Below are 22,239 nucleotides of genomic sequence, written 5' to 3' on the forward strand. Positions count from 1 at the left end.
TTCCTCCCAGTACTCAGTACGCGCGCTCGAGCTGCTTCCGGTCGAGCGCGACGGATTCGGTGAACAGCGCGATGACCCGCGGCGCCACCTCGCGCAGTCGCATCGTCGAGACGGCGACCGGCTCGAAGGCGTGCGCGACGGTGTCGGCGATCAACGCGGGCTCCGCCGGCGGAACGCTGACGAGGAAGCCGTGCAGCACCGCCTGGTAGGCGACGGCGAGCTCCCGGGCCGGCCGGTCGGCGCGCAGCAGGTCGTTGCCCGCCAGCAGTTCGAGGTACTCGACGAACGCCTCGTCGTGGCGCGGGTCGAGCTTGGCGTGCAGCTTCGGCAGGAGCTTCCCGAGCGTGTCGGCGTCGTCGGCGTACCCCGCGCGCAGCAGCGGCCGCCCCAGCACGTTCGTGTACTGGACCTCGGTCAGCCGCGACAGCCGCGCGGCGAGCGGGTCCGCTTCGACCGCCCGGACGAGGTCCTCGATGCTGCGCACGGACTCCCGGAGCAGAACCGCGAGGAACAGCTCCTCGCGGTTCTTCCAGTGCAGGTAGACGGTCCCCTTGCCGACGTCCGCGCGCTCGGCGACGTCCTCGATGGTCGTGCGCCGGTAGCCCACGCGCAGCAGCAGGTCGGCGGCCGCGTCGAGGATCCGCTCGGCCCGCTCGGCGCGGTCTTCGACAGGAGGCATGACCCCATCATATGACCAAATACGAAATCTGGTCAAACGTCGAGCCGAAAACGGCGGGACGCACCAGGCGCCCCGCCGTAGTCAGCCGTCAGCCGTCCGAGGACCGCTTCCAGAGGTTGATGCCCGCGTCGGTGGCGTGGCCGTCGATCTCGGTCAGCTCTTCGGAGCTGAAGTCGAGGTTGCCCAGCGCGCCGACGTTGTCCTCCAACTGCTTGACGCTGCTGGCACCGATCAGCACCGACGTCACGCGGTGGTCGCGCAACGCCCACGCGAGCGCCAGCTGCGCCAGCGACTGCCCGCGGCGCCCGGCGATCTCGTTGAGTGCGCGGACCCGGCCGAGGCGGTTCTCGTCCAGGGTGTCCGGGTCGAGGGACTTGCCCTGTGCCGCCCGCGAATCCGCGGGGACGCCGGTCAGGTACTTGTCCGTCAGCAGCCCCTGCGCCAGCGGCGAGAACGCGATGCAGCCCGCGCCCGCCTCGTCGAGGGCGTCCAGGAGGCCGTCCTCCTCGATCCAGCGGTTCAGCATCGAGTACGACGGCTGGTGGATCAGCAGCGGCGTGCCGAGCTCGCGCAGCAGCCGGGCCGCCTCCGCGGTCCGCTCCGAGTTGTACGACGAAATCCCGACGTAGAGCGCTTTCCCGGCGCGGACGGCGGAGTCGAGCGCTCCGACCGTCTCCTCCAGCGGCGTCTCGGGGTCGAACCGGTGCGAGTAGAAGATGTCGACGTAGTCCAGGCCCAGGCGGCCGAGCGACTGGTCCAGCGAGGACAGCAGGTACTTGCGGGAGCCCCACTCGCCGTACGGGCCGGGCCACATGTCGTAGCCCGCCTTGGTGGAGATGACCAGCTCGTCGCGGTACGGCTTGAAGTCGGTGGCCAGCAGCCGCCCGAAGTTCTCCTCCGCCGAGCCGTACGGCGGGCCGTAGTTGTTGGCCAGGTCGAAGTGCGTGATGCCGAGGTCGAACGCGCGGCGGGTGATCTCGCGCTGGGTCTGCAGGGGCTTGTCGTGGCCGAAGTTGTGCCACAGCCCGAGCGAGATCACGGGCAGCTTGAGCCCGGACCGCCCGCAGCGCCGGTAGGGGATCGATTCGTATCGGCCGGAAGCCGCAACGTAGGTCACGCGGCCGATGCTAGCTCTCCTGGACATACCCGCCAGTCCGGTACAGTCCGGGGTGAGCGAGCGCTTAGGAGGCCATCGGTGGGCACCGGATTCTTCACCTCCGTCGACGACGTGTCGGCGAAACTGGCCGAGGCCGGCTACCTGGCCTCGACGGCGGTGGCGACCACGGTGTTCCTGGCCGACCGGCTCGGCAAACCACTGCTCGTCGAAGGCCCCGCCGGCGTCGGCAAGACCGAGCTCGCCAAGGCCGTCGCACAGGTCAGCGGCTCGCGGCTGGTGCGCCTGCAGTGCTACGAGGGCATCGACGAGGCCCGCGCGCTGTACGAGTGGAACCACGCGAAGCAGCTGCTGCGGATCACCGCCGGCCGCGACGAGACGTGGGAGGACGCCCGCACCGACATCTTCGGCGAGGAGTTCCTGCTGCGCCGCCCGCTGCTCACCGCGATCTCCTCGGACGAGCCGACCGTGCTGCTCATCGACGAGACCGACAAGGCCGACATGGAGGTCGAAGGCCTGCTGCTGGAGGTGCTCGGCGACTTCCAGGTGACCGTGCCGGAGCTGGGCACGATCACCGCGACGCGCGCGCCGTTCGCCGTCCTGACCTCCAACGCGACGCGCGAGCTGTCCGAAGCGCTGCGCCGCCGGTGCCTGTTCCTGCACATCGACTTCCCGGACGAGGAGCTGGAACGCGAGATCGTCCGGCTCAAGGTCCCCGGCATCGACGCCGCGCTCGCCGATTCGGTCGTCCGGGTGATCGCCGCCCTGCGCGCGATGGACCTGCGCAAGCTGCCCTCGGTCGCCGAGACCATCGACTGGGCACGCACGCTGCTCGCGCTCGGCGCGTCGACGCTGGACGAGCAGGTCGTCCGCGAAAGCCTCGGCGTCGTCCTCAAGCACCAGGACGACATCGCCAAGGCCGGTGCCGGCCTGAAGCTCGAACAGGTCCTGGACGCGTCGTGACCGGCGGCGTGCCGGAGCGGCTCGCGTCGTTCGTCCGGGCCCTGCGGGCCCAGGGCATCCCGGCCGGCCCCGCCGAGACGGTCGACGCCGCGGCCGCGCTCGAAGTCCTCGGGTTCGACGACCGCGAGCTGGTCCGCGAAGGGCTGGCCGCGGCGCTGGTCCGGCGCGGCGGGCAGCGCGCGGTGTTCGACGCCGCGTTCGACCTGTACTTCCCGGCCGGGATCGGTGCGCCCGAGCGGGCTCGCGAAGACCAGCCGTCGACGCTGGAGGAGCTGCGAGAGGAGCTCGCCGCCGCGCTCGCGGACGGCGACCAGCAGGCGCTGGCCCAGCTCGCCGGGCTCGCGGTCGACATGCTCGGCCAGTACGGCTCGGCGTCCGGTCCCGGTGGCGGCTTCTCGGCCCACCAGACCCTGGAGCGGCTCCAGCCGCAGACGCTGATCGCGCGGGTGCTGGCCGCGGTGCGCGGAGGCGGCGTGCGCGGCGAGTTCACCGACCGGTTCGACCGCGACGAGATCCGGCGCCGCGTCGAAGGCTTCCGCGGGCAGGTCCGCACCGAGGCGCGCCGGCGCGCGGCCGAGGTCCGGGGCCGTGAGCGCGTGGCCAAGCACGCCATCGCGCCCGCGCCCGACCGCGTCGACTTCCTCATCGCCAGCCGCACCCAGCTCGCCGAGCTGCGCCGGACGATCCAGCCGTTGTCGCGCAAGCTCGCGACGCGCCTCGCCGCCCGCCGCAAGCGCACCACGCGCGGGCAGATCGACCTTCGCCGCACCTTGCGCCGGTCGCTGTCGACCGGCGGGGTGCCGCTGCGCCCGGCCTACCGCCACCGGCGGCCCGGCCGGCCCGAGATCGTGCTGCTGTGCGATCTTTCCGGGTCCGTGGCGGGGTTCGCGAACTTCACCATGCTGCTGGTGCAGGCCCTGCGCGACCAGTTCAGCAAGATCCGCGTGTTCGCGTTCGTCGACAGCGCCGACGAGGTCACCCACCTGGTCACCGGCGGCGCGGCCGACCCCGAGCACCTGGGCGCGCGGATGCTGTCCGAGGCGGCGCTGGTGCGCTGGGACGGCCACAGCGACTACGGCGGCTCACTGCGCCAGTTCACGGCGAACTGGCTCGACGCGGTCGGCCCGCGGACGTCGGTGCTGATCCTCGGCGACGCCCGCACGAACGGCGGTGACCCGAACCTCGACGCCGTCCGCGAGATCAAGGCCCGCGCCCGGCACGTCTACTGGCTGAACCCGGAGCGCCGCTCGCTGTGGTCGACCGGCGACTCGGCGGCGCTGGAGTACGCCGACGTCGTCGAGATGCACGAGTGCCGCACGGTGCACCAGCTCGGCACACTGGTCACCCGCCTGCTGCCGGTGTGAGCCACGCGTCGATGCCGCGCAGCATCGCTTCCTTCGTCGCTTCGGGCGCGAAGGACGCGGTGACGCTCGCCCGCGCGAAGTCCGCCATCGCCGCGTCGTCGTAGCCGAAGGCGTCCCGGACGCGGGCGTACTCCGTTGCCAGGTTCGCGCCGGTGACCGACGGGACGTCGGTGTTGAGCGTGACCGTCAGCCCCGCGTCGAGGAGCCGGGGGAGGGGGTGCTCGGGCAGTGACGGAACCAGCCCCAGCGTCACGTTCGACGACGGGCAGACCTCCAGCGCCAGCCCCCGGTCGCGGACCTCGGCGACCAGTGCGGGGTCTTCGAGGACGCGGATGCCGTGGCCCAGCCGTTCGGTGCGGCCGACGTCGAAGGCTTCGCGGATGCTGTCCGGGCCGGCGTCCTCGCCGGTGTGGTGCAGCAGGTGGACGCCGGCCGCGCGGGCCTTCTCGAAGACCGTCGCGAAAGGCTGCAGGGAGTGGTTTTCCTCGCCGGCCATGCCGATCGCGAAGACTTCGTCGTACTTCAGCGCGAGGTCGAGGGTGCGTTCGGCGCGTTCGACCGAGCGGCGTCGCGAGTGGTCCAGCAGCAGCCGCCACCCGAGCCCGGCAGTGCTCGCGTTCAGTCCTTTGAGGACGGAGTCGAGCGGCATCTCGAGGTCGCCCAGGCGTTCCCCGTGCGACGCCGCGGTGAACGTGACTTCCGCATAGCGCGTGCCCTGGGCGGCTTCGTCTTCGCAGTACTCGCGGGCGATCCGCTCGAAGTCCTCCGGACGCCGGAGGCACGCCCGGACGAGCGCGTTGTAGTCGGCGAAGGCGCGGAAGCCGTCGAACACCGGAGGCTCGGCCGGGACATCGACGCCGTTGGCCGCGCCGAGCTCACGGAGCGTGTCCGGCCGGATCGTGCTCTCCAGGTGGACGTGCAGGTGGGCCTTCGGCAGGGCGGCCAGGTCGCGCATGATCGTGAGCCTAGGCGCGCCCGCCCAGGTGCGCGCGCGATTTCCGGCCCAGCGCCACGGCGGGCAGGTTTGGTCTGGGTCACACGGGGAACCTCCGGGTGGTTCGTCCGCGTTGTCAGGATGACCGCACACCGACGAGGGAGACGACCATGGCTTTCCTGCGCAAGCTCACCGTGCTGGCCGGCGCGGCCGGCGCCGCCCGCGCGTACGCCAAGAAGAACCCCGAAAAGGTGAACGGGGCCGTCGGCAAGGCGGCCAAGTTCGTCGACGACAAGACCAAGGGCAAGTACCACGAGCAGATCGCCGGCGCGGTCCGCAAGGTCAACTCCGTGACCGGGCCGGACGGGCACCCGGGGCCGGGGCCGGCCACCCGCTAGGTCACTCGGCGGTCAGGACCTCGAGGACGCCCTCGCCGTACTTGGCGAGCTTGTTCTCGCCGACGCCGCTGACCGTGCCCAGGTCGGCCAGTGAAGACGGCCGTTGCGTGGCGATCTGGCGCAGGGTCGCGTCGTGGAAGATCACGTACGCGGGGACACCCTGCTCCTTCGCGACGCCGGCCCGCCAGGCACGCAGGCGCTCGAACAACGGGGCCGCCTCCGCGGGCAAGTCCGCCGCGGGGGCGGCCTTGCGGGTGCCCCGGACCTTCGCGGCCGCCGCGCGCTCGGGCTCGCGGCGCAGCATCACCTCGCGGTCACCGCCCAGCACTTCGGCGCTGGCCTCGGTGAGCACCAGCGAGCCGTAGTCGCCTTCGACCGCGAGCAGGCCCTGGGCCAGCAGCTGCCGCACCACCGCGCGCCACTCCGGCTCGCGCAGCTCGGTGCCGATGCCGAACGTCTTGAGCGTGTCGTGCTGGAACTGCGTGACCTTCGGTGTGGACTTGCCGAGCAGGATGTCGATCGCCTGGCCGGCGCCGAACTTCTGCCGCCGCTCGTTCCGCAGCCGCACGATCGTCGACAGCAGCTTCTGCGCCGGGATCGTGCCGTCGAACTTCTCCGGCGGGCTCAGGCACGTGTCGCAGTTGCCGCAGGGCTCGGCCTTCTGCCCGAAGTAGTTGAGGATCTGCACGCGGCGGCATTCCACCGTCTCGCACAGCGCGAGCATCGCGTTCAGGTGCGCGCCCAGCCGCCGCCGGTGCGCGTCGTCGCCCTCGGACGTGTCGATCATCTTGCGCTGCTGCACGACGTCCTGCAGCCCGTACGCGAGCCAGGCCGTCGACGGCAGGCCGTCGCGCCCCGCCCGGCCGGTCTCCTGGTAGTAGCCCTCGACGGACTTCGGCAGGTCGAGGTGCGCGACGAACCGGACGTCCGGTTTGTCGATGCCCATGCCGAACGCGATCGTCGCGACCACGATCAGGCCGTCCTCGCGCAGGAACCGCGACTGGTGCTTCGCACGGGTGCGCGCGTCGAGGCCCGCGTGGTACGGCACCGCCGGGATCCCGTTCTGCACCAGGAACTCCGCGGTCTTCTCCACCGAGTTCCGGGACAGGCAGTAGACGATCCCCGCGTCACCCTGGTGCTCGGTGCGCAGCAGCTCCAGCAGCTGCCGCTGCGGCGAGTTCTTGCCGACGATCCGGTACTGGATGTTCGGCCGGTCGAAGCTCGCGACGAAGTGGCGGGCCTCGTCGAGGTTCAGCCGCGCCGCGATCTCCTTGTGCGTGGCTTCGGTGGCCGTCGCGGTCAGCGCGATCCGCGGCACGTCCGGCCAGCGCTCGTGCAGCGCGGAGAGCTGGAGGTAGTCGGGCCGGAAGTCGTGGCCCCACTGGGCGACGCAGTGCGCCTCGTCGATCGCGAACAGCGAGATCTTGCCGCGGTCGAGCAGCCGCACGGTGGACTCGACCGAAAGCCGTTCCGGGGCCAGGTAGAGCAGGTCGAGCTCGCCGGACAGGAACGCCGACTCGACCTCCTGGCGGGCCGCGTAGTCCTGCGTGGAGTTGAGGAAACCGGCGCGGACGCCGGCGTTGCGCAAGGCGTCGACCTGGTCCTGCATCAGCGCGATCAGCGGGGACACCACCACGCCCACACCGGGCCGCACCAGCGCGGGAATCTGGTAGCACAACGACTTCCCGCCACCGGTGGGCATCAGCACGAGCGCGTCACCACCCGCGATCACGTGCTCGACGATCGCCGCCTGGTCACCGCGGAAGGCGTCGTAGCCGAACACGCGCCGGAGGGTCTCCAGCGCGTCGGACACGGTCGCGAACTCGGTCTCTGCCACCCGGCCGAGTCTAGAGCGGGGGTCCGACAACTTCCGGCCGCCCTCTCCGGCGCGGCGGGATCCGGCGGGTGCACACTGGTCGTGATGGACGAGTGCTTCCCGGTGCCCGATCTCGCCGCGCATTTCGGCGGCGAGTGGCGGCTCGACCGCGAAATCCGCACCGCCGACGGGGATCCGGCGGGGGAGGTGACCGGCACCGCCACCTTCACCGAGGAGGACGGCGTCCTCGTCTACCGCGAAGCCGGCGAGATGCGGCTCGCTGCGTTCACCGGACCGGTGACCCGCACGCTGCACTACCGGCCCACCGCGCCCGGGCGCGCGGATGTGCACTTCGACCACGGCGGGTTCTTCCACGCCCTCGACCTGCGCGCCGGGCGCTGGGACACCGACCACCCCTGCCGCGACGACCTCTACCGCGGCAGCTACCGGGTGCTCGACGCGCGGCGCTGGCGGCAGGAGTGGGCGGTCCGCGGCCCGGCGAAGGACCACGTGATCGTCACGCGGTTCACGCGGACGGGCTGAGCAGGTCACCCAGGTCGATCCGGCGCAGGAACTCGCTCCGGATCCGGTCGCCGACCTCCGCGACCAGCCACCCGCCGTCGTCGGACGGGTCGATGTGCACCCGGAACGGCCGCTCGCCCTTCGGCAGGCCGACCACCCGCGCCAGTTCCTCGGCGACCGTCGAGACGTCGGCGTCGGCGGGCGTGATGCCGGCCAGCTTCTCCGCGACGTGGTCCATCAGCCCCGCGTACCGCTCCTCGTAGGCGGTCGCGACGGCCTCGTCGGCCGGGTGCCCGGAGTTCGGGAAGTGGTTGGTGCCCGAGGTGAACGCGCCCGGCACGATGATCGTGGTGTCGATGCCGAACCGGGCCACTTCGGCGGCGTAGGAGACGGCGAGGCTGTCCATCGCCGCCTTCGCCGCGAAGTACGGCGCGAGGTAGGGCGGGGTGCCGCCGCGGACGCTGCTGCTCGACACCCACACCAGCAGCCCGTCGCGCTGGGCGCGCAGGTGAGGGAGGGCGGCCCGGTTGACGCGCTGGGTGCCGATCGCGTTGGTGTCGTATAGCTCGGCGAGCTGCTCCGGGGTGAACGCTTCGGCCGGGCCGAGCACCATGTGCCCGGCGTTGTGGACGACGACGTCCAGCCGGCCGTGATCGGCGACGATCCGCTCGATGGCGGCGTCGGCCGACTCCTGGCTGGAGACGTCGAGCTCGACGGTGCGCAGGTCGGCGCCGTGCTCACGGGCGAACGCGGCGGCCGCTTCGACCTGGGGCGCGTTGCGGCCGCCGGTGTCGCGCATGCCCGCGTAGACGGTGTGCCCGGCCCGGGCCAGCGCCCGGGCGGAGAGGGCGCCGATCCCGCTGGAGGCGCCGGTGACGACGATGATCATGACTCTGTCCTTTCCTCTGGATGGGTTGCTCAGACGATTCCGCCGTTGGCGCGCAGCACCTGGCCGTTGACCCAGCGGGCCGGGCCGGCGAGGAACGCGACGACCTCGGCGATGTCCTCGGGCTTGCCGAGCCGCTCGAGCGGCGGCTGCTTGGCCATCCGGGCGATGGTCTCTTCGTCCTTGCCGTCGAGGAACAGCGCGGTCGCCGTCGGGCCGGGGGCGACGGTGTTGACGGTGATGTCGCGGCCGCGCAGCTCGCGCGCCAGGATCATGGTGATCGCCTCGACCGCGCCCTTGGTGGCGTTGTAGATGCCGTAGCCGGGCAGGTTCAGCCCGAGCACCGACGTCGAGGTGGTGATCACCGCGCCGCCGTCGCGCACCCGCTTCGCGGACTGCTGGGCCACCGCGAACGTGCCGCGGATGTTGGTGCGGTGCACGCGGTCGAGGACGTCGAAGTCGGTGTCGGCGATCGGGGTGGGCGCGTTCATGACGCCGGCCAGGTGGGCGACGACGTCGACGCCGCCGTAAGTGCGTTCCGCGGTGTCGAACAGCTCCGCGACCGCGGCCGGGTCGGCCACGTCGGCGCGGACGGCGATCGCCTGCCCGCCCCGCTCGGCGATGGCGTCGACGGCGGCCTGGGCCTCCTTCTCGTTGCCGGCGTAGTTGACGACGACCGCCATGCCGTCGGCGGCCAGGCGCTCGGCGACCTGGCGGCCGATGCCGCGGGAGCCGCCGGTGACGATCGCGACGCGGGTTCCGGTGGTGCTCATGGTTCCTTCTTCCGGTCAGGGCGGTGGTTGTATCACCGCTTCCGTCTTTCTGTTATCGACGATAGCACTTCGATGGTAACAACGCTAGTGCTCCGGTGTTATCGTCGTTACACCCGCGCGGCCGGCGCGGCATCCGGCCGTATTCGCGCCGCCGGTCGGCCGAATCGCGAGGTCGAGCGCGTCCCGGCGGGTTTCGGAGCCCGGTCCGCGGGAACTCCGGACGCGTCGGGGGCGACGTCCGTGAAGGAGTGTTATTGCAATGCCCACATGGCTGATCGTCGTGATCGTCGTCGTGGCCGTCGCGGTGCTCGGCGCCGTGATTTGGCTTGTGACGCAAGAGATGCAGCGGAAGCGCCTGCAGCAGCGGTTCGGCCCGGAGTACGACCGGACGGTCGAGGAGAGCGACAACCCGCGTGCCGCGCAACGGGAACTCGCCGAGCGCGAGCGCCGGCACAAGGAGCTCGACATCCGCCCGCTGTCGGCGTCGGTGCGGGAGCGCTACGCCCGGGAATGGGCGCAGGTGCAGGAAAAGTTCGTCGACGAGCCGTCCACCGCGGTCGCCGAAGCGGACCATCTCCTCGTCGCGCTGATGGGCGAGCGCGGCTACCCCACCGAGGGGTACGAGCAGCAGGTGGCCGATCTTTCCGTGCGGCACGCCAAGACCCTCGAGAACTACCGCGCCGCGCACACCACGCAGCAGAAGAGCGACGGAGCGTCCACTGAGGACCTTCGCGACGCGATGGTCCGCTACCGCACCGTCTTCGAGGACCTGCTGACCGACGGCGCGGACGACGACCGGCAGCACGACCACCACGACCGTCGCAACGGGCACGACCGCAACGGGCACGACCGCGACCACGCCGGCCGCGGCGAGGCCGAAGCCCGCGATGACGACCGGCTCGAGGTCCACGAGACCCCCGAGACCGGACACCAGGAACACCAGGCGTCCGCGCAGCCGCGGACCGAGTGGAACGGAGGACGCTGACCATGACCGAGCACCTGACCCGGCACGGCACCGAACACGATGACGACTTCGCCGAGGACGTCCGCGAGCCGGACACCGCCGGAGTTCCCGGGGACCACGCCGACTTCCGCGAGCCGGGCACCGGCGAAACCTACGACGGCGACCGTGACGGCGACCATGGCCTGAGCACGGCGGACCTGGCTTCCGCGTCGGCCCAGCCCGCCGCCGAGGACTCCCACGCGGAGTCGGCACCCGCGGAGGCGGCACCCGCGCGGTCGGGTGGTGACGTCGAGGCCCCGCCGCTGATCGACGAGGACAAGGTCACCGGCTTCCGGGACCGCTGGCAGAACGTGCAGACCGGCTTCGTCGACGACCCGAAGCAGGCGGTGCACCAGGCCGACGAGCTGGTCGCGGCCGTGATCAGCGCCCTGGCCACCACGTTCGCCGAGCACAAGAGCGAGCTGGAAGGCCAGTGGCGGCAGGGTGAACCGGCCACCGAGGAGCTGCGGATCGCGCTGCGCCGCTACCGTTCGTTCTTCGACCAGCTGCTGCCGCGCTAGCCGGATCCGTTTGCCGGCGGGCATGATCGGGTAGCACGCCGGTGAACGGGTTCAGCAACGGGAGGCAGCCGATGAACGTGGCCGATCTGCTCGTCGACGGGTTCGGCCGGGTCCGGGAGAACGTGCACGCGGCGGTGGAAGGGCTCACCGCCGAGCAGCTCCGGACCCGGCTGGACGACGAGGCCAACTCGATCGCCTGGCTGGTGTGGCACCTGACCCGCGTCCAGGACGACCACGTCGCCGCCGTGGCCGGGACCGAGCAGGTGTGGACCGGCCAGGACTGGCTTTCGCGGTTCGGCCTCCCGTTCCCGGCGGGCGACATCGGCTTCGGGCACCGCCCGGCCGACGTCGAAGCGGTCCGGGTCGACAAGCCGGACCTGCTCACCGGGTACTACGACGCCGTGCACGAGTCGACCGTCCGGTTCCTCCAGGGGCTCGACGAGCCGGCGCTCGACCGGATCGTCGACGAGGCCTGGGACCCGCCGGTGTCGCTGGGCGTGCGGCTGGTCAGCGTCCTCGACGACGACATCCAGCACGCCGGGCAGGCGATGTTCGTCCGCGGCGTGCTGGAGCGCCGCTAGTCTTCGTAGCCCTCGCTGCGGTGGTCGGCCAGCCGCTGCGGGCCGGGCCCGTCGGCGCCGAGCCGGTCGCCCGGGTTGGCGAGCCGGCACTTGGCCAGGGACATGCAGCCGCAGCCGATGCAGTCGGTGAGCTGGTCCCGCAGCTGTTCCATCTGCCGGATCCGCGCGTTCAGGTCGTCCTGCCAGCACTGCGAGATCCTCGCCCAGTCGGCTCGCGTCGGCGTGCGGTCGTCGGGCAGCAGGGCGAGCACTTCGCGGATTGTCGACAGCGGCATCCCGACCCGCTGGGACATCCGGATGAAGGTCACCCGCCGCAGCGCGTCCCGGCAGTAGCGGCGCTGGTTGCCGGCGGTGCGGCGGCTGCGGATGAGGCCTTCGTCCTCGTAGAACCGCAGCGCCGACGCAGGTACCCCGCTGCGCCGCGAGAGTTCGCCGACGGTGAGATCGGGCAGCGTCCGGACTGTGGCGTTGACCATGCTTCCCAGCCAACCACAGCCGCGCACTTGACTTCAAGCGAGCTTGAGGTCTGATCCTGGGCCGGACGGCAACAACGCCGCTGTGCCAAGGAGGAAGTGTGTCCGAAGCTCCCGTGCGGGTCGCGGTGATCGTGGGAAGTGTCCGGGAAGGACGGTTCGGCCCGGTGGTGGCCGACTGGCTGGCCGGTGTCGCGGGCGACCACGGCGGGTTCGAGGTCGACGTCGTCGACCTCGCCGAGCCGGAGCTGCCGCTGGCGCTGCCGGCGTTCGGCACCGTGCCGTCGCCGGCGGTCATGGCCGAGATCGCGAAGGTGACGCCGCGGCTTCTCGCGGCGGACGCGTTCGTCGTGGTCACCCCGGAGTACAACCACAGCTATCCGGCCTCGCTGAAGAACGCGATCGACTGGCACCGCGCGGAGTGGACGGCCAAGCCGGTCGCGTTCGTGTCGTACGGCGGGATTTCGGGTGGCCTGCGCGCGGTCGAGCACCTGAGGGCGGTCTTCGCCGAGCTCCACGCGGTGACGATCCGCGACACGGTCAGCTTCCACGGCGCCCACGCCCGCTTCGGAGCGGACGGGCAGCCGACGGACGAGGCGGCGTCGGTCGCGGCGAAGGTGATGCTCGACCAGCTGGGCTGGTGGGCCCGGTCGCTGACGGAGGCCAGGACGGCCCGGCCGTACCCCGGAGCTTGACTTCAGGTCGGCTTGAAGGCCGACGATGGCGGGCATGACGACGGAACAGCTGCTCGCCCGCCTCGACCGGGCCGACGCCTTGCCGGGGGCGGGCGAGCTGCGCGAAGCGACGTACGAGCTGCTGAGGTGCCGGCCGGGCGAGCGGGTCTTGGACGTCGGTTGCGGTGGTGGACGGGCGGTCGTGGAGCTGCGCGGCCGAGGGGTGCGCGCGGTGGGGGTGGATCGCGATCCGGGGATGCTGGCCGTGGCGCGGTCGCGCAGCGCTGGTCGTGCCGCGCCGGTTCGCGCGCCCGGCAGCATGCCTCGGGCGGACGGCGGACCGTCCGGCTCCACCGCCGCGGCGCGCACCTCGGCCGGCGAACCTGCCGCGGTGGTGCGTACTCCCGTGGCTGCGGGGTTCGTCGAGGCCGACGTGCTCCGGCTGCCGTTCGCCGACGGGGAGTTCCGGGGCTATCGCGCCGACAAGGTGCTGCACGAGCTGGCAGACCCGGCGGCGGCCGTCGCGGAGGCTCGGCGGGTGCTGGCTCCCGGGGGCCGGGCCGTGCTGTGCGGGCAGGACTGGGACACCCTCGTGCTCGACTCGGACCGGCCCGCCCTGACCCGCGCGATCGTCCACGCCCGCGCCGACCTGATCGCAGGCCCGCGTGCGGCCCGGCAGTACCGCACCCTGCTGGTCGACGCCGGGTTCACCGAGGTCGCCGTCGAGGTCAGGACGATGGTCGACACCGGCGGCAGCTTCCTGCCTCTGCTGGACGGCCTCGCCGCGGCGGCTCGGGACGTCGGCGTCGCGGCGCGGGCGCCGATCGATGCTTGGCTGCGGGAACAGTCGGCGCGGGCCGCGGCGGGTCGGTTCTTCCTGGCCGTCCCGATCTTCGTCGCCTCGGCCACGGTGCCGGACAGTCCACAGTAGACAAAGCCGGTCAGGACGCCTGGCACGTCTGGTACGGCAGCTGGACGTCCGTTCCGGTGAGCGAAAGGGTGGCCTCGGTCGAGTACCGGCCCTCGGCCGCCAGCGCCGCGAACGCCGTGCAGACCAGCTGGTTGATCCCGACACCCGTGATGGGCTTGAGCGGGAACGAGAAGGAGATCGCCGCCGGCGGGCCGGGATCCAGCACGATCGGCCCGGTCCGGCGCGGAAGGCCCGACACGTACCCGTCGGCGGTCTCTTCGGTGGTCGGCCCGGCCAGCAGCATCGACAGCGCCGTCTCGACACCCGCGGTGCTGTCGGTCGCCCGCGTCACCGGGGCCACCCGCCCGTCCATGACGAAGTAGAGGATCACGTCGGTGCCGCGCCCGCTGGTGCCCGGGTTCCGCAGCGTCGGCGCCGGCCCGGCCGGGACGACGCCCGTCGGTTTGACGCCGCACGCGCTCACCAGCAGCAGCACGACCAGGACCAAGAGCTTCTTCACCGCGCCTCCTCGAACCGGGCCGCCCGGGGCAGGCGCAGCTCGAAGCGAGCACCCGTGCCGGTGTTCGCCGCGACGATGTCGCCGCCGTGCAACCGCGCGTTCTCGCGCGCGATGGACAGCCCGAGCCCGCTGCCCTCGGACCGCGCCCGGGCCGTGTCCGCCTTGGCGAAGCGGTCGAAGATCCGGGGCAGCACCTCGGCGGGGATGCCCGGCCCGTGGTCGGTGACGGCCAGCACGACGTCGCCGCCCTCCGCCCGCAGCGTCACCTCGACCGGGGGCGCGCCGTGCCGCAGCGCGTTGCCGACGAGGTTCGCCACGACGATGTCCAGCCGCCGCCGGTCGAGCGCGGCCGTGATCCCGGGCGGCAGGTCGGCGACCACGCCGGTGTCCGTGGAGTTTTCGGAACCGGGTTGCCAGCCGCGCGCGGCGAGGCTGTCGGTGACTGCGGCGGCGACGTCCAGCTCTTCCCGGCGCAGCTCGGCCCGGCCCGCGTCGAACCGGGAGATCTCGATCAGGTCCTGCACCAGCCGGGTCAGCCGTTTCGTCTCCGCCGACACCAGCCGTGCGGCGACTGCGGTGTCCGCAGGCAGCTGGCCGGCGTCCTCGTCGAGGACGTCGGTGACGGCGTTCATCGCGGCCAGCGGCGTCCGCAGCTCGTGCGAGACGTCGGCGACGAACCGCCGCGCGTCGGCCTCCATCGCGCGCAGCGTGCCGACCGTGCGCTCCAGCTCCGCCGCGGTGTGGTTGAACGTCGTGACCAGCTGCGCGAGCTCGTCGGAGCCCTTGGCGCGCAGCCGCACGTCGAGCCGTCCCCGGCCGAGCTGGTCGGCCGCGGTGTTCAGCGCGCGGACCGGCCGCAGCACCTGCCGCGCGGCCAGCAGGGCCACCCCCACCGCGAACGGCAGCGCGAGCGCGGAGACCAGCCAGGCCTGGCGGGCCAGTTCGTCGATCGCGGCTTGCTGCTGGTCCAGCGAGGCCATCGCGTAGACCTCGAGGCCGGTCGTGGAGCCGGTCGCGGTCTGCACCGGGATCCCCACGAAGAACCAGGGGTACCCGTGGGCGTCGACCCGCTGGAACTGCGTGTACGTGCTGGTCGCCACGGCCTGGCGCAGGTCGGCGGGCACCTGGTCCAGTGACATGCCCGAAGACGAGTGCAGGTCGTGGTAGACGACCAGCGCGCCGCTGGGCTTGAGCGCGGAGGCGAACGCGTCGAGCGTGGCTTGGGACGGTGGCAGCGACACGGTCGGCAGGTACGCGACGATCTGGTCGCGCAGCTTCAGCATCGTCTGGTCCTGGATGCCCTTGAGGATGGCGTTGCGCGCGGAGACGTAGCTCGCGCCGGCCGCGGCGGTGGCGCCGAGGATCATGATGACCGCGAACGCGGCGACCAGCCGGGGCCTCAGCCCGGCCAGCCACGAGCGGACCTGCCGGATCACGACCGGCCGAACCGGTAGCCGAACCCCCGGACCGTCTGCACGTGCTCCGGCTTCGCCGGCACGTCTTCGATCTTCGCGCGCAGCCGCTGCACGCACGCGTCGACGAGCCGCGAGTCGCCGAGGTAGTCGTGGTCCCAGACGGCGGAGAGGATCTGCTGGCGGCTGAACACCTGCCCGGGCGTGCGCGAGAGCTCCAGCAGCAGCTTCAGCTCGGTCGGGGTCAGCGACACCGGGGCGCCGCGCTTGGTCACCTCGAGCCCGGCGCGGTCGATGACCAGGTCGCCGTGCCGTTCCTCGGGCTGCGGCGGCTCGTCCGGCCGCTCCGCGACGGCCCGGCGCAGCACGGCCCGGATCCGCGCGTCCAGCACCCGGGGTTCGACCGGTTTGGCGACGTAGTCGTCGGCGCCCGCTTCGAGCCCGGCCACGACGTCGAAGTCGTCGCTGCGCGCGGTGAGCATGATGATCGGGATCGGTCCCGACGCGCGCATCCGGCGGCACGTCTCGAAGCCGTCCATGCCGGGCAGCATGAGGTCGAGCACGACGATGTCGGGATGCTGGTGCACGAGCACCTCGATGCCGAGCTCGCCCGATTCCGCGGTGTGCACCACGTGTCCCTGCCGGCGCAGGGCCAGTTGCAGTCCTTCCCGCACCGCCGCGTCGTCTTCTACCACCAGTACCTCGGCCACGGCGCCATTATTCGGAAAAGCGCACGTCGTGGCGACCCGGGCGGATCTTGTAGCAAAACCATGACATCGCTCTGACGGGATCTCGAAATGCCGGAGCCAGACTCGGAGACATGGCAGTGATCATCTCCGAGGTACGCCCCGCCACCCCGCCGGCCGGGCGCCACGCGCTCGTGACCCGGGCCGTGTCCCGCACCGCCGTGCTCGCGGCGAGCGCGGCCGGGTTCGCCCTCGCCTTCGTCGCGGCCTACCTGCTCTTCGTCCGCACCGAGGCCGGCCGCGGCGTCGAGAACGGCGTCGTCCGCAGCGCCCAGTCCGCGGGGACGACGGTGGAGTGGGCGGCCCCGCTGCGCGACACCGACCTGGTGGTCGTGCTCGGCGGCGTCGCGGTGCTGCTGGTGGTGCTCGCCCTGGCGCGGCGGCGGTTCGCGCTCGGCGTGACGGCCCTGCTGATGCTCGCCGCGCCGCTGATGGTGGCGCAGCTGCTCAAGCTGTACGTCCTGGACCGCCCGAGCACGGGCGAGCGGCTCGGCGTCGCGAGCCACAACAGTTTTCCCAGCGGGCACGTCAGCGCGGCGATGGCGGTGCTGGTGGCGCTCGCGATCGTGCTGCCGCGCCGCTTCCGCCCGCAGGCCCTGGTCGCGGGCGGGGTCGGCGTCGCCTGGGTTTCGGCGGCGGCCGTGGCGCTGGGCTGGCACCGGTTGAGCGACACCGTCGGCGGCTGTCTCCTGGTCGCCGCGGTCACCTGCGCCGGGGCGGCGGTGGTCTCCGCCCGCCGCCCCGACGGTGACCGGGTGCCACCGGTACCGGTGCTCTGCGGCTTGCTGGCACCGGTCGCCGTGGTGCTGGCGGGGTATCTGGTCCTCGCGACGGCGACGTCCGGCGCCGCCCAGTTCGTCGCGGCGATGGTGCTCGCCGCGATGTCGGCGATGGCGGTGGTGCTGCTGCTCGTGGTGCCGCTGAGGCGGGTGGCGTTCGACCCGGCGGAGGTCCGGGTCCGGCGGCTCCGGCGCCGCTGACCGGCCCCGAACCGAACGGCCGGCGGTGACCGGGAACCGTGTTACCGTGGGCGTCGCCTGCCGGGATCGTCAGCACATCGGGTGCCCGATTGCGGCGATGAAGGCATCGGCATCGCATTGCTAGGCAGTGGGCCCTGGTGGGCTCAGGCTGCAAGTGAGATCCAGTGATCGAGATACCGACTGGTAACAGGGTAGGCGGTAACAGTCCCTCTCGGACCCGGCAACGACCGGACCCGCAGGGGGAGCGACACCGCTGATTGCAGGTCTGGTGCTTCCCCGGTCGTCCGTCATCGGCCGGGGACTACCCGGCGATCACAGTCCGAGTGCCGTCCGCAGCGCGGTCACCGCCGCCGCGACGGCCGTTCCCGCTCCGCCGGCGCTCTTGGCCAGAGCGACCAGGGCGGTGAGCCGGCGCAGCATTCCGGGCTTGTCCGGCTCCTTGGCCGCGAGCTCCTTGCTCACGCCCGCGATGGTGTCTTCGGCCTGGTCCGCGACTTCGTCGGCCACCTTGCCGCGCAGCGCGGTGACTTCCGCCTGGAGCTTCTCCACGAGCGCCGCGAGGTCCGCGCCTTGCGAGCCCATGTTGACGTCTCGCATCGTCACCGTGGACTTGGACGCCACGACGCCGGCCGAGCCGTGGATGACGGTTTCGTTCTTCTCCTGCACGAGATCTCCTCCGTTGATCAGGTAGAAGTTGCCCCGGGGGCGCTCCAGCGCCTCGGACAACAGGGTCGCGGTGTCGGTCAGCTTGCGGGCGAGGCCCTTGCTCGACACCTGGTCGCTCAGCACCCGCAGCATCCAGATGCGGTCGGCGTAGTAGCCGTGCGCCGCGTCGATCACCTCGGTCAGGTACTCGTGCTGCGTCAGTCCGTGCCGCTGGGGCCGCAGCAGCTTGCCGCACATGTCGTCGAGGAAATCCTCGATCCCGGCGCCGGGCGCGAGCCGGCCGGACCGGCAGAATCCCAGCACGGTCTCCAGCGCCGCCAAGTCCGCGTGCAGGTGCGACACCTGGACGCGCAGCCGCCGCAGGAGCTCACGGTCGGAATCGGCCGTGTCGGCGATGGTCCAGCACGAGACCGGCGTGTTCGCGACGATGGGTGAGGTGTGCCAGAGCCGCACCTGTGTCGCCTCGTCCCTCGGGCGTTGCTGCACCTCCAGGAAGACACCGGGCGTCCCGACCGAAACCCACCAGCGTGGCGGCGTGAAACCGGCGGGAGTGCGGCGGGTCGTGGCGCTCAGCAAGTGACCTGCCAGAGCCGGGCCGAAGTGCACCAGGGGCTGTGGGGTGTCGACGCCGCCCCGGATGCGGGCCAGCACGCCGAGCGCCGCCCGGGCTCCCGTGCTGACGGTCGCCAGATCCAGTCCGCGGAAGTCGAGATCGCAGAAGAACCCGATCTCGAACCGGCCGACGACACCGTCGCTGTAGAATCTCCGGAACAAGGGCTTGAGCCGGACCTTGAACGGAAGCCGGGGTTCCGTTCCGCTCAGCTTCGACAGGACGATCCTGTTCCGCGCGTCGACGTAGAACGACTCGTTCAGCCAGGGTGACGGGTTTCCGCGCATCCGCCGCCGGACGGGTCCGAGGCCGCGGATGAAGTCCGTCCGGCAGTCGTCCTGTGAGCCGCGGGGGTGTACCCGCAACGGGTGTGGCCATTTCGGCGAGTCGATGCGGTGGCCCGAACCGGCCAGCAGTCCCCGGACGTCGACGACCGGGTGCTGCACCACGACCAGCACGGCACCACCCCCTCGCGGACATCCGGAGCGCCGTTCAGTGATCGGTTCGGCGATCTCCGCTGTTACGTTCGAACGATACTTGTCCGAGGTCAGCGGCAGGCAGCGCGCCTGGTCGGCCGGCGGGCCAGTTTCGGGGGATTGGACCGCGACAGCGCTGGCGGCGGGGCCTAGCGTCGGTGTCGTGCATCCGAGGCTTGCCGAAGACCTGAAGTCCCTGCCCGAGCTGCTCGACGCCGCGCGGAAGCTCGCCGGTGAAGCGCTTGCCGGGCTGCCCGAGCGGCCTGCCGCCGTTCCGCCCGGCGACCTGGTCCGGGCGCCGCTGCCGCTTGAAGGCGCCGGGGGCCGGGGCGCGCTCGAGGAGTTCTCGCAGCGCTGGGAAGCCGGCTTCGCGGGCAGTGCCGGGCCTCGCTACCTCGGGTTCGTCACCGGGGGTGCGACTCCGGCGTCGCTGGCCGGGGACTGGCTCACCGCCACCTACGACCAGAACCCCGCCAGCGGCATGGACTCCTCGGCGCAGGACCTGGAACGCGAGACGGTCGGCTGGCTGGCCGAGCTGTTCGGGCTCGGTAGGGAGTTCTCCGGCGCGTTCGTCACCGGCGCCACGATGTCCACCGTCACCGGCCTCGCCATCGCCCGCGAATGGCTCGGCGAGCGCGCCGGGGTGTCGGTGTCCGACGACGGTGCCGCCGCGCTCGGCCCCGTCACCGTGCTGTCCGGCTCGCCGCACTCGAGCATCCTGAAGGCGTTGTCGTTCCTCGGGATGGGCCGGACGGCGCTGCGGAAGGTGCCGGTGCTGCCCGGCCGCGAAGCCGTCGACGTCGCCAAGCTGGCCGAAGCGCTCGAATCGCTGGACGGGCCGGCCGTCGTCGTCGCGAACGCGGGCACCGTGAACACCGTCGACTTCGACGACCTGCGTGCGATCGCCGCGCTCAAGCAGCGGTACGACTTCTGGCTGCACGTCGACGCCGCGTTCGGCGGGTTCGCCGCGCTCTCGCCGGAGCACGCGGCGCTGACCGCGGGCCTCGACCAGGCTGACTCGGTGGTCGTCGACCTGCACAAGTGGCTCAACGTGCCCTACGACTCCGCCGTCCAGTTCACCCGCCGCCGCGACCTGCAGCTGCGGGTGTTCAGCAACAACGCGGCCTACCTCGGCGAGATCGGCGAAACCCCGGACTTCCTGCACCTCACGCCGGAGAACTCCCGGCGACTGCGTGCCCTCCCGGCCTGGTTCTCGCTCGTGGCCTACGGCCGGGACGGGCACCGCGAGATCGTCGAGCGCTGCGTGTCGCTCGCCCGGGACCTCGGCGCGCGGCTCGACGGCTCGCCGCGCTGGCGGCTGCTCGCGCCGGTGCGGCTCAACGTCGTGTGCTTCGCCCCGGCCGAGGACGTCACCCAGGACCGGATCGACGCCCTCGTCCGTGCCATCGCCGAGGACGGGACCACCTTCCTCACCCCGACCGTCTACGACGGCCACCCGGCACTGCGGGCGGCCTTCAGCAACTGGCAGACGACCGCGGCCGACGTCGACCGCGTCTTCGCCGCGATCGAGCGCGTGGCCGCCGGCTAGCTGCGGTCCGACTTCGGCATCAGGTACTTCCACGGCGAGGCGCCGGCACCGAGCTCGCAGGGCACGTGCACCAGCGCCGGCCGCCCCGCGGCGAACGCCTTGTCCAGCGCGCCCCGCAGGTCGTCCGGGGTGCGTGCGGTCAGGCCGAGCGCGCCGAACGTCTCGGCCAGCCGGGCGAAGTCCGGGTTCCGGAGCTGCCCGCCGAGCGCGCGGCCCTCGAACAGCCGCTCCTGGTCGAGGTGGACGTTGCCGTAGTAGCCGTTGTCGAACACGACCGCGACCACGTTGAGTCCATATTGGACGGCTGTGGCCAGCTCCTGCGCGGCGAACATGAACCCGCCGTCGCCGGCCACCGAGACCACCGGCCGGCCGGGGAAGGCCGCCTGCACGCCGAGTGCCGTCGGGTAGCCGAAACCGAGCGTGCCCTGGTGGCCGCACGTGACGAAGGTGCGCGGCGAGTAGACGTCGAACCCGAAGTAGGACGCGAACCCGACCTGGCAGATCTCTTCGACGAAGAAGCCGTCGCGGGGCAGCACGTCCCGGATCGCCCGCAGGTACTCCAGTTCGGGGCCGACGTCGGTGAACCGCTCGGCCACGGTCGCCTTCAGCGCGGTGAACTCGGCGGTCCGATCCGTCCTTTGTGGACCTGCTGCCTCGGTGAGTGCGGCCGTGGAGTCGGCCGCGTCGGCGACGATCGCGACGTCCGCCTCCAGCCGGGTCGCCTGGCGTGGGTCGATGTCGAGCAGGATCGTCTTGAGGCCGGCGGGTTTCTCCGGCCAGCGGAACCAGGACAGCTCCATCCGCGACCCGATGCCGATCACCACGTCGGTCTCCGCCCACCGCTCGAAACCGGAGACGCAGGTGAAGCCGAGCGGGTGGTCGTCGCCCACGATGCCGCGCCCGCCGCGGAACGGCACCACCGGTGCCTGCAGCCGTTCGGCCAGCGCCCGGACCTCGGCGGCCGCGTGCCGGGCGCCGCCGCCCACCATGATCATCGGGTTCTTCGCGCCGGCGAGGAGGTCCGCGGCTCGCTCCAGCGCGACCGGGTCGACGACCGGGCGGGGCAGCGGCAGCGGGCCGGCCGCCTCGGCGGGTGCGCGCAGCCCCAGCACGTCCCACGGCACCGCGAGGGAAACCGGCCTCGGCCGCCCGCCCGCGGCTTCGCGGAAGGCGGTCGCCAGCGCGTCCGGGACTTCGACCGGGTGCTCGACCAGGGCCGACCACTTGGTCAGGGTCCGGAGGGTGGCCAGCTGGTCGGGCATCTCGTGCAGGTGCCCGAGCCCGCGGCCGAGGTAGGCGCGGGGGATCTCGCTGGTCAGGCACAGCACCGGCGCGCTGGCTCCGTGCGCCGAGAGCATCGCGGCCGAGGCGTTGAGGACGCCGGGGCCGGGGACGACGGTGTAGACGCCGGTGCGCCCGGTCGCCTGGGCGTACCCGAACGCCATGTAGGCCACGGTCTGCTCGTGCCGGGCACCGATCACCCGGATGTCGTCGCCCGCGCGGGCCAGGCTGTCGAACAGGTCGTAGGTCTGCACGCCGGGGAGCCCGAAGACGGTGTCGACGCCGTGGGCCCGCAGCCCGTCGACGATCAGGTCGGCCGCGGTGGGGGCGGGCGGGGGAATCGGCATCGGCGCGGCCTCCTGGGCGTTGTCCGTCGGCAGGACCATAT

At 72.1% G+C, this 22,239-nt stretch carries 23 protein-coding genes; 11 read left to right on the top strand and 12 right to left on the bottom strand.

All coding sequences use genetic code 11. From position 1 onward, the window contains the following. Nucleotides 1–13: 13 nt before the first annotated feature. Together QQ657_RS21955 and mgrA are read right to left on the bottom strand one after the other, a co-directional pair. A complete protein-coding gene (locus tag QQ657_RS21955; protein WP_284744072.1) occupies nucleotides 14–679 on the bottom strand; it encodes a TetR/AcrR family transcriptional regulator in 666 nt (221 codons plus the stop codon). Between the two features lie 88 nt (nucleotides 680–767). Continuing rightward, entirely contained in the window at nucleotides 768–1,823 is a 1,056-nt protein-coding gene (mgrA, locus tag QQ657_RS21960; RefSeq protein ID WP_434056765.1) for an L-glyceraldehyde 3-phosphate reductase, read from the bottom strand. A gap of 51 nt (nucleotides 1,824–1,874) precedes the next feature. Here mgrA and QQ657_RS21965 point away from each other — a divergent pair, with 51 nt between their 5' ends. Continuing rightward, on the top strand, nucleotides 1,875–2,756 hold the full coding sequence (locus QQ657_RS21965; RefSeq protein WP_284744074.1) for an AAA family ATPase: 882 nt from the start codon (nucleotides 1,875–1,877) through the stop codon (nucleotides 2,754–2,756). Further along, nucleotides 2,753–4,120, top strand: coding sequence for a vWA domain-containing protein (locus QQ657_RS21970; protein WP_284744075.1), 1,368 nt, complete (start codon nucleotides 2,753–2,755; stop codon nucleotides 4,118–4,120). The genes QQ657_RS21965 and QQ657_RS21970 overlap by 4 nt, the downstream gene beginning before the upstream one ends. On the opposite strand, the gene add is transcribed toward QQ657_RS21970, so the two are convergent. Beyond that, the gene (add, locus tag QQ657_RS21975) at nucleotides 4,098–5,075 is read right to left on the bottom strand and encodes an adenosine deaminase (protein WP_284744076.1); all 978 of its coding nucleotides are present in this window, start codon (nucleotides 5,073–5,075) and stop codon (nucleotides 4,098–4,100) included. The genes QQ657_RS21970 and add overlap by 23 nt on opposite strands. A gap of 149 nt (nucleotides 5,076–5,224) precedes the next feature. Between add and QQ657_RS21980 the strand changes: the two genes are divergently transcribed. Then, entirely contained in the window at nucleotides 5,225–5,452 is a 228-nt protein-coding gene (locus QQ657_RS21980) for an antitoxin (RefSeq protein WP_284744077.1), read from the top strand. A gap of 1 nt (nucleotide 5,453) precedes the next feature. Here QQ657_RS21980 and recQ read toward each other — a convergent pair whose 3' ends face one another. Next, entirely contained in the window at nucleotides 5,454–7,289 is a 1,836-nt protein-coding gene (gene recQ / locus QQ657_RS21985) for a DNA helicase RecQ (protein ID WP_284744078.1), read from the bottom strand. Nucleotides 7,290–7,373: 84 nt separating this feature from the next. Between recQ and QQ657_RS21990 the strand changes: the two genes are divergently transcribed. After that, nucleotides 7,374–7,811 (top strand): DUF6314 family protein, encoded by a 438-nt coding sequence (locus tag QQ657_RS21990; RefSeq protein WP_284744079.1) that lies wholly within the window; start codon nucleotides 7,374–7,376, stop codon nucleotides 7,809–7,811. Here QQ657_RS21990 and QQ657_RS21995 read toward each other — a convergent pair. Both QQ657_RS21995 and QQ657_RS22000 read right to left on the bottom strand, forming a co-directional pair. Next, nucleotides 7,795–8,679, bottom strand: coding sequence for an SDR family oxidoreductase (locus QQ657_RS21995; RefSeq protein WP_284744080.1), 885 nt, complete (start codon nucleotides 8,677–8,679; stop codon nucleotides 7,795–7,797). The two genes, QQ657_RS21990 and QQ657_RS21995, sit on opposite strands and share 17 nt — an antisense overlap. Before the next feature lie 29 nt (nucleotides 8,680–8,708). Next, nucleotides 8,709–9,449: an SDR family oxidoreductase gene (locus QQ657_RS22000; RefSeq protein ID WP_284744081.1), complete on the bottom strand. Its 741-nt coding sequence runs from the start codon at nucleotides 9,447–9,449 to the stop codon at nucleotides 8,709–8,711. A gap of 259 nt (nucleotides 9,450–9,708) precedes the next feature. On the opposite strand from QQ657_RS22000, the gene QQ657_RS22005 reads away from it, so the two are divergent. From QQ657_RS22005 to QQ657_RS22015, 3 genes are all read left to right on the top strand, one after another. After that, a complete protein-coding gene (locus QQ657_RS22005; protein WP_284744082.1) occupies nucleotides 9,709–10,434 on the top strand; it encodes a hypothetical protein in 726 nt (241 codons plus the stop codon). A 2-nt stretch (nucleotides 10,435–10,436) separates the two neighbouring features. Further along, nucleotides 10,437–10,973 (top strand): hypothetical protein, encoded by a 537-nt coding sequence (locus tag QQ657_RS22010; RefSeq protein WP_284744083.1) that lies wholly within the window; start codon nucleotides 10,437–10,439, stop codon nucleotides 10,971–10,973. Nucleotides 10,974–11,044: 71 nt separating this feature from the next. Next, nucleotides 11,045–11,554, top strand: coding sequence for a mycothiol transferase (locus tag QQ657_RS22015; RefSeq protein ID WP_284744084.1), 510 nt, complete (start codon nucleotides 11,045–11,047; stop codon nucleotides 11,552–11,554). Here the strand turns inward: QQ657_RS22015 and soxR are convergent. Further along, nucleotides 11,551–12,030: a redox-sensitive transcriptional activator SoxR gene (gene soxR, locus QQ657_RS22020; protein WP_284744085.1), complete on the bottom strand. Its 480-nt coding sequence runs from the start codon at nucleotides 12,028–12,030 to the stop codon at nucleotides 11,551–11,553. The genes QQ657_RS22015 and soxR overlap by 4 nt on opposite strands. Before the next feature lie 98 nt (nucleotides 12,031–12,128). On the opposite strand from soxR, the gene QQ657_RS22025 reads away from it, so the two are divergent. Next, the gene (locus QQ657_RS22025; RefSeq protein WP_284744086.1) at nucleotides 12,129–12,722 is read left to right on the top strand and encodes an NADPH-dependent FMN reductase; all 594 of its coding nucleotides are present in this window, start codon (nucleotides 12,129–12,131) and stop codon (nucleotides 12,720–12,722) included. A 34-nt stretch (nucleotides 12,723–12,756) separates the two neighbouring features. Continuing rightward, nucleotides 12,757–13,632, top strand: a complete 876-nt coding sequence (locus tag QQ657_RS22030) for a methyltransferase domain-containing protein (protein WP_284744087.1) — start codon at nucleotides 12,757–12,759, stop codon at nucleotides 13,630–13,632. 10 nt (nucleotides 13,633–13,642) lie between these two features. Here the strand turns inward: QQ657_RS22030 and QQ657_RS22035 are convergent, their stop codons facing one another. The 3 genes from QQ657_RS22035 to QQ657_RS22045 all read right to left on the bottom strand — a co-directional run bounded on the left by QQ657_RS22035 (nucleotide 13,643) and on the right by QQ657_RS22045 (nucleotide 16,253). Further along, on the bottom strand, nucleotides 13,643–14,131 hold the full coding sequence (locus tag QQ657_RS22035) for a hypothetical protein (RefSeq protein ID WP_284744088.1): 489 nt from the start codon (nucleotides 14,129–14,131) through the stop codon (nucleotides 13,643–13,645). Further along, nucleotides 14,128–15,498 (bottom strand): ATP-binding protein, encoded by a 1,371-nt coding sequence (locus tag QQ657_RS22040; RefSeq protein ID WP_434056767.1) that lies wholly within the window; start codon nucleotides 15,496–15,498, stop codon nucleotides 14,128–14,130. Before QQ657_RS22040 ends, QQ657_RS22035 begins: the two co-directional genes overlap by 4 nt. A gap of 65 nt (nucleotides 15,499–15,563) precedes the next feature. Continuing rightward, nucleotides 15,564–16,253, bottom strand: coding sequence for a response regulator transcription factor (locus QQ657_RS22045; RefSeq protein ID WP_284744090.1), 690 nt, complete (start codon nucleotides 16,251–16,253; stop codon nucleotides 15,564–15,566). A gap of 110 nt (nucleotides 16,254–16,363) precedes the next feature. Between QQ657_RS22045 and QQ657_RS22050 the strand changes: the two genes are divergently transcribed. Next, the gene (locus QQ657_RS22050) at nucleotides 16,364–17,269 is read left to right on the top strand and encodes a phosphatase PAP2 family protein (protein ID WP_434056766.1); all 906 of its coding nucleotides are present in this window, start codon (nucleotides 16,364–16,366) and stop codon (nucleotides 17,267–17,269) included. Between the two features lie 312 nt (nucleotides 17,270–17,581). On the opposite strand, the gene QQ657_RS22055 is transcribed toward QQ657_RS22050, so the two are convergent. Continuing rightward, complete coding sequence (locus QQ657_RS22055) at nucleotides 17,582–19,003, bottom strand: hypothetical protein (protein ID WP_284744091.1); 1,422 nt, start codon at nucleotides 19,001–19,003, stop codon at nucleotides 17,582–17,584. A 181-nt stretch (nucleotides 19,004–19,184) separates the two neighbouring features. On the opposite strand from QQ657_RS22055, the gene QQ657_RS22060 reads away from it, so the two are divergent. Further along, a complete protein-coding gene (locus QQ657_RS22060; protein WP_284744092.1) occupies nucleotides 19,185–20,570 on the top strand; it encodes a pyridoxal phosphate-dependent decarboxylase family protein in 1,386 nt (461 codons plus the stop codon). Here QQ657_RS22060 and QQ657_RS22065 read toward each other — a convergent pair. Further along, nucleotides 20,567–22,237, bottom strand: coding sequence for a thiamine pyrophosphate-dependent enzyme (locus tag QQ657_RS22065; RefSeq protein WP_284744093.1), 1,671 nt, complete (start codon nucleotides 22,235–22,237; stop codon nucleotides 20,567–20,569). The two genes, QQ657_RS22060 and QQ657_RS22065, sit on opposite strands and share 4 nt — an antisense overlap. Nucleotides 22,238–22,239: the final 2 nt, after the last annotated feature.

The sequence above is a fragment of the Amycolatopsis ponsaeliensis genome (genome assembly GCF_030182635.1).
Classification (GTDB): domain Bacteria; phylum Actinomycetota; class Actinomycetes; order Mycobacteriales; family Pseudonocardiaceae; genus Amycolatopsis; species Amycolatopsis ponsaeliensis.

Coding starts and splice junctions, on each gene's coding strand:
- QQ657_RS21955 (WP_284744072.1), bottom strand. CDS start 679: ATGCCTCCTGTCGAAGACCGCGCCGAGCGGGCCGAGCGGATCCTCGAC.
- mgrA (WP_434056765.1), bottom strand. CDS start 1,823: ATGTCCAGGAGAGCTAGCATCGGCCGCGTGACCTACGTTGCGGCTTCC.
- add (WP_284744076.1), bottom strand. CDS start 5,075: ATGCGCGACCTGGCCGCCCTGCCGAAGGCCCACCTGCACGTCCACCTG.
- QQ657_RS21980 (WP_284744077.1), top strand. CDS start 5,225: ATGGCTTTCCTGCGCAAGCTCACCGTGCTGGCCGGCGCGGCCGGCGCC.
- QQ657_RS21990 (WP_284744079.1), top strand. CDS start 7,374: ATGGACGAGTGCTTCCCGGTGCCCGATCTCGCCGCGCATTTCGGCGGC.
- QQ657_RS21995 (WP_284744080.1), bottom strand. CDS start 8,679: ATGATCATCGTCGTCACCGGCGCCTCCAGCGGGATCGGCGCCCTCTCC.
- QQ657_RS22000 (WP_284744081.1), bottom strand. CDS start 9,449: ATGAGCACCACCGGAACCCGCGTCGCGATCGTCACCGGCGGCTCCCGC.
- QQ657_RS22005 (WP_284744082.1), top strand. CDS start 9,709: ATGCCCACATGGCTGATCGTCGTGATCGTCGTCGTGGCCGTCGCGGTG.
- QQ657_RS22010 (WP_284744083.1), top strand. CDS start 10,437: ATGACCGAGCACCTGACCCGGCACGGCACCGAACACGATGACGACTTC.
- QQ657_RS22015 (WP_284744084.1), top strand. CDS start 11,045: ATGAACGTGGCCGATCTGCTCGTCGACGGGTTCGGCCGGGTCCGGGAG.
- soxR (WP_284744085.1), bottom strand. CDS start 12,030: ATGGTCAACGCCACAGTCCGGACGCTGCCCGATCTCACCGTCGGCGAA.
- QQ657_RS22030 (WP_284744087.1), top strand. CDS start 12,757: ATGACGACGGAACAGCTGCTCGCCCGCCTCGACCGGGCCGACGCCTTG.
- QQ657_RS22040 (WP_434056767.1), bottom strand. CDS start 15,498: ATGATCCTCGGCGCCACCGCCGCGGCCGGCGCGAGCTACGTCTCCGCG.
- QQ657_RS22050 (WP_434056766.1), top strand. CDS start 16,364: ATGGCAGTGATCATCTCCGAGGTACGCCCCGCCACCCCGCCGGCCGGG.
- QQ657_RS22065 (WP_284744093.1), bottom strand. CDS start 22,237: ATGGTCCTGCCGACGGACAACGCCCAGGAGGCCGCGCCGATGCCGATT.